General features: G+C 48.0%; 12 protein-coding genes and 3 riboswitches. Of the genes, 10 read left to right on the top strand and 2 right to left on the bottom strand.

The genetic code is table 11. The features are described from left to right. The first annotated feature begins 262 nt into the window (after nucleotides 1-262). From metE to AC50YO_RS17830, 3 genes are all read left to right on the top strand, one after another. Nucleotides 263-2,557, top strand: a complete 2,295-nt coding sequence (metE, locus tag AC50YO_RS17840) for a 5-methyltetrahydropteroyltriglutamate--homocysteine S-methyltransferase (RefSeq protein WP_494849237.1) — start codon at nucleotides 263-265, stop codon at nucleotides 2,555-2,557. Nucleotides 2,558-2,683: 126 nt separating this feature from the next. Beyond that, a complete protein-coding gene (locus AC50YO_RS17835) occupies nucleotides 2,684-3,475 on the top strand; it encodes an ABC transporter ATP-binding protein (protein WP_494849235.1) in 792 nt (263 codons plus the stop codon). Next, on the top strand, nucleotides 3,468-4,241 hold the full coding sequence (locus AC50YO_RS17830; RefSeq protein WP_494849233.1) for an ABC transporter permease: 774 nt from the start codon (nucleotides 3,468-3,470) through the stop codon (nucleotides 4,239-4,241). The genes AC50YO_RS17835 and AC50YO_RS17830 overlap by 8 nt, the downstream gene beginning before the upstream one ends. Nucleotides 4,242-4,291: 50 nt before the next feature. Here the strand turns inward: AC50YO_RS17830 and AC50YO_RS17825 are convergent, their stop codons facing one another. After that, a complete protein-coding gene (locus AC50YO_RS17825) occupies nucleotides 4,292-4,687 on the bottom strand; it encodes a hypothetical protein (protein WP_494849231.1) in 396 nt (131 codons plus the stop codon). Between the two features lie 4 nt (nucleotides 4,688-4,691). Continuing rightward, nucleotides 4,692-4,862: riboswitch (cyclic di-AMP (ydaO/yuaA leader) on the bottom strand. Between the two features lie 398 nt (nucleotides 4,863-5,260). Beyond that, nucleotides 5,261-5,498, top strand: a riboswitch (cyclic di-AMP (ydaO/yuaA leader). Between the two features lie 100 nt (nucleotides 5,499-5,598). After that, nucleotides 5,599-5,773: riboswitch (cyclic di-AMP (ydaO/yuaA leader) on the top strand. 139 nt (nucleotides 5,774-5,912) lie between these two features. Here AC50YO_RS17825 and AC50YO_RS17820 point away from each other — a divergent pair. The 6 genes from AC50YO_RS17820 (at nucleotide 5,913) to AC50YO_RS17795 (ending at nucleotide 13,281) form a co-directional block, all read left to right on the top strand. Next, the gene (locus tag AC50YO_RS17820; RefSeq protein ID WP_494849229.1) at nucleotides 5,913-6,335 is read left to right on the top strand and encodes a hypothetical protein; all 423 of its coding nucleotides are present in this window, start codon (nucleotides 5,913-5,915) and stop codon (nucleotides 6,333-6,335) included. A 150-nt stretch (nucleotides 6,336-6,485) separates the two neighbouring features. After that, the gene (gene kdpF / locus AC50YO_RS17815; RefSeq protein ID WP_494849271.1) at nucleotides 6,486-6,566 is read left to right on the top strand and encodes a K(+)-transporting ATPase subunit F; all 81 of its coding nucleotides are present in this window, start codon (nucleotides 6,486-6,488) and stop codon (nucleotides 6,564-6,566) included. Between the two features lie 31 nt (nucleotides 6,567-6,597). Further along, the gene (gene kdpA / locus AC50YO_RS17810) at nucleotides 6,598-8,268 is read left to right on the top strand and encodes a potassium-transporting ATPase subunit KdpA (protein ID WP_494849270.1); all 1,671 of its coding nucleotides are present in this window, start codon (nucleotides 6,598-6,600) and stop codon (nucleotides 8,266-8,268) included. A 28-nt stretch (nucleotides 8,269-8,296) separates the two neighbouring features. Next, the gene (gene kdpB / locus AC50YO_RS17805; RefSeq protein ID WP_494849228.1) at nucleotides 8,297-10,327 is read left to right on the top strand and encodes a potassium-transporting ATPase subunit KdpB; all 2,031 of its coding nucleotides are present in this window, start codon (nucleotides 8,297-8,299) and stop codon (nucleotides 10,325-10,327) included. Between the two features lie 16 nt (nucleotides 10,328-10,343). After that, nucleotides 10,344-10,928, top strand: coding sequence for a potassium-transporting ATPase subunit KdpC (gene kdpC, locus AC50YO_RS17800; RefSeq protein WP_494849226.1), 585 nt, complete (start codon nucleotides 10,344-10,346; stop codon nucleotides 10,926-10,928). Nucleotides 10,929-10,947: 19 nt separating this feature from the next. Continuing rightward, complete coding sequence (locus AC50YO_RS17795; RefSeq protein ID WP_494849224.1) at nucleotides 10,948-13,281, top strand: histidine kinase; 2,334 nt, start codon at nucleotides 10,948-10,950, stop codon at nucleotides 13,279-13,281. A gap of 224 nt (nucleotides 13,282-13,505) precedes the next feature. On the opposite strand, the gene AC50YO_RS17790 is transcribed toward AC50YO_RS17795, so the two are convergent. Further along, nucleotides 13,506-13,835, bottom strand: coding sequence for a winged helix-turn-helix transcriptional regulator (locus tag AC50YO_RS17790; RefSeq protein ID WP_494849222.1), 330 nt, complete (start codon nucleotides 13,833-13,835; stop codon nucleotides 13,506-13,508). A gap of 151 nt (nucleotides 13,836-13,986) precedes the next feature. Between AC50YO_RS17790 and AC50YO_RS17785 the strand changes: the two genes are divergently transcribed. Continuing rightward, nucleotides 13,987-14,751 carry a DODA-type extradiol aromatic ring-opening family dioxygenase gene (locus AC50YO_RS17785; RefSeq protein WP_494849221.1) on the top strand — a complete coding sequence of 255 codons (765 nt, stop codon included), beginning with the start codon at nucleotides 13,987-13,989 and terminating at the stop codon, nucleotides 14,749-14,751. Nucleotides 14,752-14,778 lie beyond the last annotated feature (27 nt).

Genomic DNA, 14,778 nt, shown 5'->3' with positions numbered 1-14,778 from the left:
TTTGCTTTAACAAAGGTTTACCCTTTTTGTTACACACAAAACTTAAGTCTCATGCTTACGAAGTAGTTTTGCTTTAACAAAGGTTTACCCTTTTTGTTACACACAAAACTTAAGTCTTATGCTTACGAAGTAGTTTTGCTTTAACAAAGGTTTACCCTTTTTGTTACACACAAAACTTAAGTCTCATGCTTACGAAGTAGTTTTGCTTTAACAAAGGTTTACCCTTTTTGTTACACACAAAACTTTGAGGAGGAACAAAAAAATGACCACAATAAAAAGCAGTAACTTAGGCTTCCCAAGAATCGGAGAGAACAGAGAATGGAAGAAAGCCCTGGAAGCCTTCTGGAGCGGGAAGCTTGAGGAGAAGGCTCTGCTAGAGCAACTAAAAGAAATCCGCCTTAATCATCTGCGTCTCCAGCAAGCTAAAGGAATCGATCTTATTCCCGTTAATGATTTCTCCTTTTATGACCATGTCCTTGATACAGCAGCGATGTTCGGCATCGTGCCCGCGCGCTTTGACTATAAGGGCGGTCCAGTTCCTGTCGCTACCTATTATGCGATTGCAAGGGGCAATAAAGAAGCTTCTGCCTCCGAAATGACCAAATGGTTCAATACAAACTACCACTATATTGTTCCTGAGCTGAATGATGCTGCTCCGGTGCTCGCTGAGAACCGTCCATTATCGGCGTACAAAGAAGCGAAGCAGGAGCTGGGCATTGAAGGCAAGCCGGTCATTATTGGACCGTATAGCTTTTTGAAGCTGTCCAAAGGCTATGACGCAAGCCGCTTTGCTGAGCTGGTTGGGCATTTCGTCCCTCTATATGCGCAGGTTTTGAAAGAGCTTGAGCAAGAAGGCGTGCAATGGGTACAGATCGACGAGCCCGTACTTGTTACAGGCGTATCGCAAGAGGACCTCCAGCTTATTCATTCGATATATACTCAGCTGAATGATGCAGCTCCTGGCTTGAATCTCTTGCTTCAAACCTATTTTGAATCCATTGATCAATATGAAGCAGTGACCGCACTGCCAGTACAAGGGATCGGCTTCGACTTCACCGTGAATGCGGAAGCTACGTTGAAATCGCTTGAAACGGTCGGCTTCCCGTCCAATAAAGTATTAGCCGCTGGCATTGTGGACGGCCGCAATATTTGGCGCTCGGACTGCCATGAGCTAACCGCTCTGCTCGCCCGAATTGCTAAGGTTGTGCCATATGAGCGTTTAGTCATTCAGCCTTCATGCAGCTTGCTGCATGTTCCAGTAACCGCAGCAGGTGAAACTGAACTCGCGCCGGAGCTCCAAGCCGCATTGGCATTCGCTAGTGAGAAGCTGGATGAGATCGTTTGGATCACCAAAGCCATAAAGGATGGCGAAGCATCCGTTGCAGAGCAGTTCGGCAAGAACGCAGCTGCACTACGCGATCTGAATGCCTCTCCTTCAAGAAACCGGAAAGAAGTACAAGAAGCCGTATCCCGTATCAAGGAACAGCCGGCTGTACGGAAAAATCCTTTCTCCCAGCGTGTAGTCGCTCAAAAGGAACGCTGGAATCTGCCGTTCTTGCCGACTACAACGATCGGAAGCTTCCCGCAGACCGTTGAGGTGCGTCAAGCAAGACAGCAGTGGAGAAAAGGTCAGCTGAATGATGAGGCTTATCGCACCTTTATCCGCGAACAGATCGATAAATGGATTAAGCTGCAAGAGGAGATTGGACTGGACGTGCTCGTGCACGGTGAATTTGAACGCACAGATATGGTTGAATTTTTCGGTGAGAAGCTGGAGGGCTTTGCCTTCACACGCAACGGCTGGGTACAATCCTATGGCTCTCGCTGCGTGAAGCCGCCGGTTATTTATGGCGATGTTGCCTTCAGCAAGCCAATGACGGTCGAAGAGACGGTCTATGCACAATCACTCACTACGAAGCCTGTAAAAGGAATGCTAACGGGTCCAATTACGATCTTGAATTGGTCATTTGTTCGCAGTGACATCACACGTGAGCAAGTATCTTACCAGATTGCGCTCGCACTGGCAGAAGAAGTGAAGGCTTTGGAGAATGCAGGTGTTGAAATGATTCAGGTGGATGAGCCAGCCCTTCGTGAAGGCCTGCCGCTCAAGCGCGGCGACTGGGATCATTATTTGCAGTGGTCCGTTCTAGCCTTTAAGCTGTCAACTTCTGTAGTCAAGGATACAACGCAAATTCATACTCATATGTGCTACTGTGAATTCCATGACATTATTGATGCCATTCGTGCGCTTGATGCTGACGTTATCTCCATTGAGACTTCACGCAGCCATGGCGAACTGATTCATAGCTTTGAAGAGCATACGTATGATTTGGGTATAGGACTAGGAGTATATGATATCCATAGCCCGCGTGTTCCAGCAGTAGAAGAGATGACGTCTATGATTAAGCGTGCTTTGAGCGTGCTGGACCCTGAGCTCTTCTGGATTAACCCGGATTGCGGCCTCAAGACAAGAGGGATGGAAGAGACTGTACTATCCTTGCGCAATATGCTTGCGGCTACAGAGCAAGTCAGAGCGCAATACGCTAAAAATGCCTAATTTATAAGCTAAAACAGGAACGGTATTGCCATACCTTGGCGATGCCGTTTTTTTATTTGTAGATTAAGGGGAGAAATTTCGAAGAACGCATGGTACGATTACAAACAGGCTGTCTCAAATATGCTTGTGGCAGTTCGTTTAGTGCTAGGAGGCAACGATTATCATATGGCTTCTTTACTTGAGATAAATAATATATCTAAATATAAAAGAGACAGCGAAAAGGGCTGGCTATTCGAAGGAATAACAGCCAAGGTTAATGCCGGCGAGAGAATTGCGCTCCTTGGTGTATCGGGTCAAGGGAAAAGTACCCTTCTGCGCATTCTTGCTTTACTAGAAACGATGGATCAAGGCGACTTACGGCTTGAGGGGAAGCCAGTTGAGTCCTTGAATCCACAAGCTTGGCGCAAGAGGATAGGTTATGTCGCTCAAACGCCGATTATGCTGCCAGGCAGTATTGAGCAAAACCTAAGGACGGCAAGTGAGCTGCATGGCCTTGTCTTTGATGAAGCGCTAGCCAGAGGCTCTATGGAGGCAATCGGATTAGGCCACATAGATTGGAGTAAGCCCGCATCCGAGCTCTCAGGCGGAGAAAAGCAGCGTACCGCGCTAGTCCGTTCAATGCTGCTACAGCCGGATATGCTGCTGCTCGATGAAACGACCTCTTCACTTGATCCTGCCAGCAAGGAAGCGGTAGAGCAGCATGTGAAGCTTTGGACGGAGAAGAATGGAACGGCGTTCGTCTGGGTTACGCATGATTTGGAGCAGGCCCGCTGCATCAGTGATCAAATCTGGTTTATGGCAGAGGGCAAGCTGATTGAAGCCTCCGATACGGAGAGCTTCTTCCAGAGCCCTTCGACGGAGCAAGCTTGTCAATATTTAAGGAAGCAGTCCTCCAGAGAGGAGGCTGCGCATGAGTGAACTTGCCTTAGTCTGTACCTTGGTGTTCGTGGCGATTACAGCTTTTCTCTCCATCAAGCAGAAGCTTGGGCTTGAGAAGGATATCGTCATAGGTACGATAAGATCAGCCCTGCAGCTTTTATTTATTGGTTACGTCCTGCATTTTATTTTTGAGACCAATCACCCTGTCTTTATTATTCTTATTCTCTTATCTATGATTAGCGTAGCCGCATGGAATGCAGGATCGCGGGCCAAGTCCGTTCCCGGCATTCGGCTTCGAATTGCTATTGCGCTTGCTTGTACTGAAGCTGTGACGATGGGGTTGCTGCTCGGACTTGGTATCATTGAAGCTGTTCCACAATATATTATTCCGGTCAGCGGGATCATCATTGGCAGCTCGATGGTCGTATGCGGTCTTTATCTTAATCAGATGAAACGTGAGGTAGAGTCATCAAGAGGAGAAATTGAGACCTTGCTGGCACTCGGTGCGACGGCGAAGCAAGCAATTGAGGCCGCAATTAAGCGCTCAGTCCGCTCCAGCATGATACCAACGATTGATGGCATGAAAACGGTTGGGCTTGTCCAGCTCCCGGGGATGATGACCGGAATGATCGTAGCTGGCGCTGAACCGATCGAGGCTGTGAAATACCAAATACTTATTATGTTCGTATTGGCCTCATCAGCTGCAATAACTGCGATGCTGCTAAGCTGGCTTAGCTATAGGCTCTGGTTTACTAAAGACCTAAGGCTTCCACATAACGAATCAATGAGCAAAAAGAAACCCTGAAGACGGTATTCGTCCATTTCAGGGTTTCTCTTCTGTTAGCTGGTTGGTGTCTAGAACAAAGATAAGTAGAAGGTAGAATGTCGCAATAATAGCTGTGTACAGCAAAGATCAGCAGTAACGTTAGTAACGGAATCCGCGAATAAACGTTGGAGCTGGTTAGGATCGTCAGGAGTTGTGGACCACAGGAATGGAATTGTGCTGATGCTGCCGATATAGTGGGATAAAGCAGCACTCCAAGCGCTCCAATCGGCGGGCAGGTCTGTTACTTGGAGGAATAGTTCGCTTCGTCCAAAGCCCTGATTTGTCGTTATACGCATACAAATTTTATAGCCTGTGTCTCCTGTAATAGCTGGTTCCGGGATAATAAAAAGCTCAATTCTTTTTACGATTAGTTCAGGGGGAAGCTCGGCATTAGGTAATGGATCGGCACCTTGTACAATAATCATCTTAATCTCTCCTCGTATTCGCTTACGGAGTTAGCTGACGGATTCGGGATAGAGAGCTCCCTACAGGCATAATGCAGACCCGATTCACCCCTTGCGTTCATAATAACCGTTAATAGGTTCATAATACACGCGATGGTTCCCCCGCTTCTTAGCAAGAATTCAGCGATTGCAGATTAGCCTTTTTCGGCTTGGCGTCTATGTTATACTCGGTACCGTTTTTTGTAAAACGAAGCTTTTCTGTTTAAAGCCTTATTCCTGTCAAAAGTAAATAGCAAGACTGATTTAGGCTATATAATCATGGTTTTTCACGAAAATACTCTCTTATGCTCGGCTATTAAGATACAAGCGATAATAGGTCTGAATTTCATGCAGGCGAGAGCGGATGCCACTTCGTATAAATTTCGTAAACTGAAGAAATAGAGAGATATACGTTGATTGGTGAAGATGGAGTGGATTGAAAGCGCTATTCTTAAGTCTTTATCCTTGTTTTTCGGTCTATTCGGTTCCTGCCATCGCTTTACACAATAGGAAGGCAGGGAGTATGATTCGATTCAGAGTTATAAAAAAGTTTCCAGAACTGTATCGCTGAGTTTCCGTTGACAAGACGGGAAACGGGGGAACCAAGCAATTGCGGGATCTTCTTCAACAAGAGACCCGCTGTGCATTCGCGTCATTGCGCTATTCGATGTGAGAGTCGGATCGCAATGACGCAGGGGTGAATCTTTGGCCGAAGGCATTCGGTTACAAAGTAGGGCGACTCTCACCGCCCGAATCCGACAGCTAACCTCGTAAGCGTAGATCGAGAGAGGGATGATGAAGCTTGTGATCGATTAATTCGACCACAGCGGCATAAGCCTCTGTGGTTTTTTGCGGCCCAAAATGGAAAATGCAGCTGTTGCCGCACAGCAAGTACAATTGAAACGCTGAGTCCCGCATGACGGGAACGGGGGAACCAACGAGCAATAACGGCAATCAGAATGCCGCAAATGCTCATGGGGTGAATCGCGAGGCTTTGCAGCCAAGCGTAGGGCGACTCTCAAGCCCGAATCCGACAGCTAACCTCGTAAGCGTATTTTGAGAGAGGCGACAATCGTCGCGAGCCGACCCTTCATGGAATGTTCTTTCTCCATGACCGAAGAAGCCGCGGGAGAGCACCTCTGCTCCCGTAGGCTTCTTTTTTGTTGTCTTTTTCTCCTGCTATATGGGTTTACAGGAGGAAAATGAGATGGAACAAGAGCATATTCTCGTAGCTGGCATGAACGAAGCTACGCTTTCTTTTATCCGACAGCTTATGTTTAAGCAGCTGCCTTTTATCGTGCTAACGAATAACAAGCAGGAGGAGCTACGCTTCAAACGAGCAGGCGTTATGAGCGTTATTCGGCTCAATACGAATGATCGCAGCAGTTGGGAGCTGCCATCAGCTGCGATAGCGGAGGTATTCATTTTCGAGAGCAGCCTGGCGTTAAGTTGCAGATACGTTCAATGCTGCAGGCAATGGACCTCCAAGCCGCTATATATCATTACACAAAATTGGAACCCACGAGCCATATACAAAGGGCTGGGTGCGAACCACATTATTTATACACGAGCGTCGGAGGTTGGATTTTTGTTGCGTGATCGGGAGCCGGAGCATCATTCGGCTGAGTGATTAGAGCAGGAAGAAGCCTGCAACCCATCCCTAGGAGGAATGAAAAATGCTGGACATATATATGGCGGGAATCGTTATCGTTTTAACTCTGCTCATGATTGGATTAGGCCGGTGGGCATCCACAACGATAGAAGAGGGAAGTGAATCCAAATGATATGGGCGTTAGTCATCCTAATAGCAGCTTTGTTCGTCTACTTAACTTATGTGCTCATTCATCCAGAAAAGTTCTAGTGCTTATACCTAAGGAGGAATTCCATTGACGATGTTCGCATTTTTATCCATCGCATTTACTTTAATGCTGGCGCTGCTGCTAGCCAAGCCGACAGGCTTGTACGTAGCGAAGGTATTTCAATATGACAAGACAAGATTGGACAACATATTTGCTCCTGTTGAGAGGCTGATATTCTCTGCTTCAGGCATACGCCGGGATAATCAGACTTGGAAGCAATATGCAGCCGCTGTTGTGATTTCGAATGCGGTTATGATTGGTATCGTGTATTTGATCTTCCGTACGCAAGCCTGGCTGCCTTTGAATCCAAGCGGCATTGCCAATATGGAACCAACACTTGCCTTCAATACGGCAATCAGTTTCATGGCTAATACGAACTTGCAGCATTACAGCGGGGAGAGCGGGTTATCATATCTATCTCAAATGATCGCAATCGTGTTCATGATGTTTACCTCTCCTGCGACTGGTCTTGCGATCGTTATCGCTTTTATAAGAGGGCTTGCAGGAAAGCCGCTGGGCAACTTCTTCGTCGACATGGTGCGGGGGATTACGCGGATCTTTCTTCCCATTGCATTTGTTGCTGCCCTGCTGTTCATCGCGCTTGGCACGCCGCAGACGCTGGAGCCTACAGTTACAGCGACTACCCTGGAAGGGGCATCGCAGGACATTGCTCGCGGACCGGTAGCTTCTTTCTTAGCAATCAAGGAGCTTGGCAATAACGGCGGCGGATTTTTTGGCGTCAACTCGGCTCATCCTTTTGAGAATACCGGCGGCTTAAGCAATTTGCTCCAAATGCTGCTTATGCTGCTGCTAACGACTGCACTGCCCTTCACTTATGGAAAAATGGTCGGCAATGCGAAGCAGGGGCGCGTTCTCTTCGTCTCCATGGCGATGCTGTTCATCGTGATGCTAGGCACTTCTCTAACCAGTGAATTTGCCGGGAATCCAGCCCTTAATGCACTTGGCATTCAAGCGGATCAGGGATCCATGGAAGGAAAAGAGGTACGGCTGGGAACGGCGGCATCCTCCCTCTATTCGGTTGTGACGACCGCTTCGGAGACCGGGGCAGTCAATACGATGCACGATACCTTGACCCCGATTGCAGGAATGGTTACGCTCGCCAATATGATGCTTAATACCGTATTCGGGGGCGTAGGCGTAGGCTTGCTGAACGTGCTGCTGTATGCCATTATCGCTGTTTTCTTATCGGGTCTAATGGTCGGGCGGACACCAGAGTTTCTGGGCAAAAAAATCGAAGGCCGAGAAATGAAGCTCATTGCCGTTGCGCTGCTCATTCAGCCTTTTCTTATTCTCGCACCAACGGCACTTGCTCTAGCAACACAATCGGGGACCATATCGAATCCTGGTTTCCATGGGCTGTCGCAGGTATTATATGAATTCACCTCTTCCGCAGCTAATAATGGCTCAGGATTCGAGGGCTTGGGTGATGCCACACCTTTCTGGAATATATCAACGGGGATTGTCATGTTCCTTGGCAGATATGCTTCTGTCATTCTTCTGCTGGCGGTAGTAGGTTCATTAGCTGCGAAGAAGACGGTACCAGAGACAACAGGAACCTTCCGTACAGACAATGCACTGTTCGCATGTGTCTTCCTCGGAACCGTGCTGATCGTCGGGGCGCTAACGTTCTTTCCTGCCCTTGTGCTTGGACCGATTGCAGAGCATCTTACCTTAAAGCCATAGAACCTGGATAACAATGGAGGAATCAGGCATGAACCAGAAAAAATCAGCAGTCGACCGTTCAATCCTTAATCAGGCGTTGAAGCAGGCCTTTATAAAATTAGATCCGAGAAAGATGATTCGCAATCCGATTATGTTCGTCGTTGAAGTGGGATTTTTCGTAACCCTCTTGCTAGTCTTTATACCGGATGCGTTCGGGAATGCCAGCTCTACAGGATTTAATCTTGCCGTTGCCCTTATATTGCTCATAACGATTCTATTCGCTAACTTCGCTGAAGCTTTGGCGGAGGGACGAGGCAAGGCACAGGCGGATTCATTGAAAAAGACGAAAAAAGATATTATGGCCAATAAAATCGTTGGCTCTACTGTGAAGCAAGTTTCTTCTTCGGAGCTGAGAAAGGGAGATATCGTAGTTGTCGCTTCGGGGGAGATGATTCCCGGAGATGGCGAAGTGATCGAAGGTCTCGCATCTGTTGACGAATCTGCAATTACGGGTGAATCAGCCTCTGTGATCAAGGAAGCAGGAGGGGATTTCAGCTCCGTTACAGGAGGGACGATGGTCGTCAGCGATCAGATTAAAGTACGCATTACGAGCGATCCGGGCGAGTCCTTCCTCGATCGCATGATCTCGCTCGTCGAGGGGGCCAAGCGGCAGAAAACCCCTAATGAAATTGCATTGAATACGGTACTGACAAGTCTTACGATCATCTTCCTGCTTGTTGTCGTAACGCTGCCCTTTTTTGCGAGCTATTTGGATATCCAATTAGAAATCCCTGTTCTTGTCGCCTTGCTTGTCTGCTTGATACCAACAACAATCGGAGGATTATTGTCGGCGATTGGCATTGCAGGGATGGACAGAGTCACGCAATTCAATGTGCTGGCGATGTCGGGGAAAGCGGTTGAAGCATCGGGAGATATTAATACGATTATTCTCGACAAGACCGGAACAATTACCTACGGGAATCGGATGGCTAGTGAGTTCTTTTCTGTAAGCTCTGAGCACACCGTTCCAGATGTAGCCGCGTGGGCGGCAATCAGCTCGATGCAGGATGAGACGCCAGAAGGCAGGTCCATTCTGGAGCTAATGAAGAAGCAGGGCTTCACCTATGATACAAGTCTGGCGGATGGTGCGGAATATATCGAGTTCAAAGCAGAGACGCGAATGAGCGGCATGGACTTAAAGGATGGACGCAAGGTGCGTAAAGGCGCTGTAGATTCTGTGAAAAAGTGGGTCATCGCACAAGGCGGCACCATCCCAAGCAAGCTGGATACGAACAGCGATGCGATTGCATCGGCGGGCGGAACGCCCCTTGCGGTTGCTGTAGATAATGTGATCTATGGACTTATTTATTTGAAGGATACCGTCAAGCCGGGCATGAGGGAACGCTTCGAGCAGATGAGGCAAATGGGCATTAAAACGATTATGTGTACTGGGGATAACCCATTGACGGCAGCTACAATTGCAAGGGAAGCGGGCGTCGATGATTTCATCGCCGAAAGCAAGCCAGAGGATAAGATCGCTGTCATTAAGCGTGAACAAGCAGAAGGAAAGCTGGTGGCGATGACAGGCGACGGGACGAATGACGCCCCAGCCCTTGCGCAAGCTGATGTAGGCATAGCGATGAACAGCGGCACGGTAGCAGCTAAGGAAGCGGCTAACATGATTGATCTTGATTCTGATCCGTCCAAGATTATCGAAGTGGTCGCGATCGGCAAGCAGCTATTGATGACTCGAGGAGCCTTGACTACCTTCAGTATTGCCAATGATATCGCCAAATATTTTGCTATTATCCCTGCAATGTTCATGCTGGCTATTCCAGAGATGGAGGCCCTAAATATTATGAAGCTGAATTCACCGATGTCGGCTATTCTATCAGCCCTTATATTCAATGCGGTTATTATCCCGCTGCTCATTCCTCTCGCAATGAAAGGGGTTGCCTACAAGCCAATGAGCTCCTCACTGCTGCTTCAACGCAACTTATTGATTTATGGCTTGGGTGGTGTAATTGCTCCATTCGCAGCAATTAAGCTGATTGATATGATCGTTCAAATATGGGTGTAGAGGGAGTGCAAGAGCTATGTTAAAAGGGATTGCTGCAATGATTACAACAACGATTCGAACCAGTCTCGTAGTTATCCTGCTATGCGGGGTGGTCTATCACTTGGTTGTAACGGGAATTGCTCAGGCTGTGATGCCTAATAAAGCAGATGGCAGCTTGGTCTACAATGCCAATAAGGAGCTGATTGGTTCGGAGCTGATCGGTCAGTCCTTCACAGATCCGAATCTGTTCCATGGGCGGGTATCGAGCATCGACTATAATGCCGTTTCATCAGGAACGCCCAACTATGCACCGTCCAATCCTGATCTGTTGGCCCGTACGACAGAAGCTGTAAAAGCATGGCAGCAGAACAATCCCGATGTACCCGTATCCGAATTGCCAATTGATCTTGTAACCAATTCAGGGTCTGGTCTTGATCCTCATATTAGCCCTGAAGCGGCGAGAGTACAGATCCCGCGGATCAGCAAAGGAACGGGTATCGCAGCTGATCAGTTGGAGGCTTTAATTGACAAACATACAAAAGATAGAGAATGGGGCGTCTTTGGTGAGCAGGGCGTTAATGTTCTGCTGTTGAACGTGGAATTACAAGAGCTAGTGAAATAACGTTTCAGGAGGAAAAGCTATGGACAGCTTCAAACGCAAATCGCCCGAGGAAATTTTATATTCGATCTCTAAGCTGCATCTCGGCAAGCTCAAAATCTTTATTGGCGCAGTGTCCGGGTCCGGCAAGACCTACCACATGCTTCGTGAAGGACATACGCTTCTAAGCCAAGGGATTGATGTCGTCATTTGTGCGGTGTCGACGCTGCAAAGGCCGGAGACGATAGAACAGGTGGGCAGTTTGGAGCGTGTTCCTAGCATTCACTGGACGAATAACGGCAAGCCCAAAAAAGACCTGAATCTGGATGCCCTTATAGCGCGGAATCCAGAGGTTGTCTTGGTGGATGGCTTGGCTCATTATAATCGGAGTGATGCTAGATTCCCGACGAGGCTCGAAGATATCCGCTATTTGCTAAGCCATGGAATAAGTGTGCTGACGACAGTGAATGTCTATGAGCTGGAAGGCGTTACGGAGCTTGCTTATAAGTATACGGGGATTACTGCGGAAGCTACTGTCCCCGCTGATACACTCGAGAGAGCGGACGAGGTTCGATTAATTGATGTCAGCCCGGAGACGATTCTTCAGCGTTTATCCGAAGGGAATTTGCGTAATAGCTCGAATGAAGCGATTTTTAGAAGAGGGAATCTTAGCGTACTTCGTGAGCTTGCGCTGCGGCTGGTTGCTGACGGTGTCAATGAGTCGCTGGTTAAGCATCGTCAAGAGATGGGGCTAATCGGTCCTTCGGGCACAGCAGAACGAATATTGGTTGCGGCGCAATATCATTGGAATGGGTCGATTCACGTTCGCCGGGGCCAGCAAATAGCGAAGAGGCTGAATGGTGACCTCATCGTTGTGACCTTCGTAGATCCACGGAAGACCATGACTAAAGAAGAGATAGCTTTCAAGCAATCCATTAAGAAGCTGGTTGCGAAGGTGGGCGGAAGGTTCGAGGAGCTGCCCCGAGTATCAAGGCGTGAGGTTGCAGATAAGCTGGTCCATTATGCCCGTACCAATAATGTGACGCGAATTGTGCTCGGCCATTCCAAGCAATCCAGGTGGGAGCAGCTATGGCAGGGTTCAATCATAGACGATATCATGCGGCGCACGACGAGCATGGATATTTTCATTGTGGCGGACAGTGCGCAGCATGCGGGTGAAAGGATATTGCCAGCCAAAAACAGCAACGAGAGTATTGATAATGAATTATATCGCAGGTTGAGCCGTCAAGAGGTTGATGAGAAGATTGGCAGAATTAAGCGCGGCAGGCTAAAGGTATTCATTGGAGCTGCCCCAGGTGTTGGCAAAACGTACACGATGCTTCGTGAAGGCAATAATCTGCTCAGCAAGGGTGTTGATGTTGTAATCGGACTGCTTGAAACCCATGGGAGAGCGGATACGGCAGAGCAGATCGGATATTTGCATCGGATCGAACGGAAAAATCATGTTTACCACGGCACGGTGCTGAATGAGATGGATGTCGAAGCCATTATAAAGCGAAATCCGGAGGTTGTGCTGGTAGATGAGCTGGCTCATACGAATGTGCCGGGAAGCAAATGCAAGAAGAGGTATGAAGACGTGCTTCGACTGCTTCATGCCGGCATATCCGTTATTTCTACTGTTAATGTCCAGCATGTCGAAAGCTTGAATGATGCAGTAGAGCAGCTTACAGGAGTACGCGTAAGAGAGACGGTTCCAGATTATATTGTGCTGATGGCAGATGAAGTAGAGCTGATCGATGTTGCACCTGAGGCGCTCCAAGCTCGCCTGAGGGAAGGCAAGGTTTATGCGATGGAGAAGGTCGAGCAAGCATTAGGCTCTTTTTTTCGAACGAGTAATCTTATTGCACTACGAGAACTGGCGCTTCGTGAAATAGCAGATGATGTGGATGAGCGGCTGGAGGCTTGGGAACGGCATAGTCCCTTTCGAGGGCCTTGGCGCAAGGAGGAGGTCATTTTCGTCTGTGTCGATAAGGGCCCACAGGCCGAACGGCTTATTAGGAGAGGCTTCCGAATTGCTTTTCGATTGAAGGCATCTTGGATCGTTGCGTTTGTAGAAGACGAACAAGCCGCATCGGTTACGGTCGACATAGAGAAGAGAAAGGCAGTTCTTGAAAGCTTGACTGTCAGGCTGGGAGGCTCCTTCGAGAGGGTGCTAAGCAGAGGTCGACAAGAAGCTTCGCAGGCATTACTATTCAAAGCGGAAGAATGCCGGGCTACGCAGCTGATCATTGGTCAATCGGAGGAGTCATGGTGGGAAGAGCGCATAAGAGGGACAATCGTCAAGACGATCGTTCGAACAGCCAGGGAGCTGGATATTCTGATCGTAGCCAATTATGACCACAATAAGTCAAGGTGAGGGCTGAGGAGAGGCTCTTAAATTGAAAAATAGGTTGACGCAGCTCATTGTAAAGACTATAATACCAAGTAATCACATATGAATTTAGTTGACCGGATAAACTGGAGACATGCTGCCCCTATATGAGGAGGTTCATGTCCCTTTTTTGATATTGTTGTTATGAATTGCAGCAGAACAAAGACAGCCCATACCAAAAGCGGTAGGGCTGTCTGTCGTTAACAAGCTTATTTAGCAGCGATAGAGGCGGAGTCGATCCAGTCCTGCGACCACTTTTGAATGTCTCTGACGACGGGTTCAAGGGCACGTCCCTTTTCCGTTAATGAATATTCAATACGGACAGGGATATCGGGGTATACGGCTCTCGTGATAATCCCCTCGTTCTCCAAATCCTTGAAACGCTCGGACAGCAGTCTTCCGCTAATCGGAAGAGCGTCTTGAACAGCGCAGAATCGCTGAGGGCCGGATAACAGCTGATAGATAATCAAGCCGGTCCATCGCTTGGTAATAATGTCCATTCCCTTTTGGAGGCGGGGACATAGATCGGACTGTTCCATTTGCATCACCTCATCTGATTTCCTCTCCATTATAGCCCTGATATTTATTTTATACAACCAAACTTTTTGAACGTCAATAACTTGACGCAACTTATTTATAAATATATAATTAGTTACTATTAGTAAGTGAAATATGCGAGGAGGCAACATCATGACCCCATTATTTTTGGCGCACGGATCGCCGATGCTGGCGATTGAACAGAATGACTATACGCGGTTTCTTGCAGCTACGGGCGCTAAATTAAAGCCGGATGCAATCGTTATTTTTACAGCCCATTGGGAAACAGAGGTAACGACCATTAGCTCAAGGGATGATATATATGAAACGATATATGATTTTTATGGTTTTCCTGATGAATTATATCAAGTTACTTATCCAGCCAAGGGCTCCTCTGTCGTTGCTTCCTTTGTAGGAAAGCTTCTTGCAGATGCAGGCATTCCTTCAGAATTTGATACAGAGCGCGGTCTTGATCATGGCTCTTGGACGATGCTAACACATATGTTCCCGCAAGCCGATATACCTGTTATCCAAGTGTCCGTCAATCCCTACAGGTCTGCTGAAGACCATTATCGGATTGGAGAAGCGCTTAGGGGACTGGCTGACCATAATATTCTGATCATTGGTAGCGGTGTGAGCGTGCATAACTTAAGGGCATTGAAGTGGGGGCAAAGCGAGGTGGAACCTTGGGCCGCCCAGTTCGATGATTGGCTTATTGATAAGATCGGCACCAACGATCTTCCTGCATTATTCGATTATACTAGCCAAGCCCCGAACGCAAGCGCGGCTGTTCCGACGGCTGAGCACTTCGTTCCTTTATATATTGCACTCGGCAGCAAGAAGCCAGATTCGGTGCCTCAGGTCATTCATCGCAGCTATGCGATGGGAACTTTAAGTTATCTTTGTTATCAATTCTGATTACTATATGGTTGCGAAGGAGCAATA

The sequence above is a fragment of the Paenibacillus sp. J22P59 genome (assembly GCF_059383895.1).
Note: the sequence above shows the minus strand (reverse complement) of the source record. Positions and strands in the feature narration are given on the sequence as shown.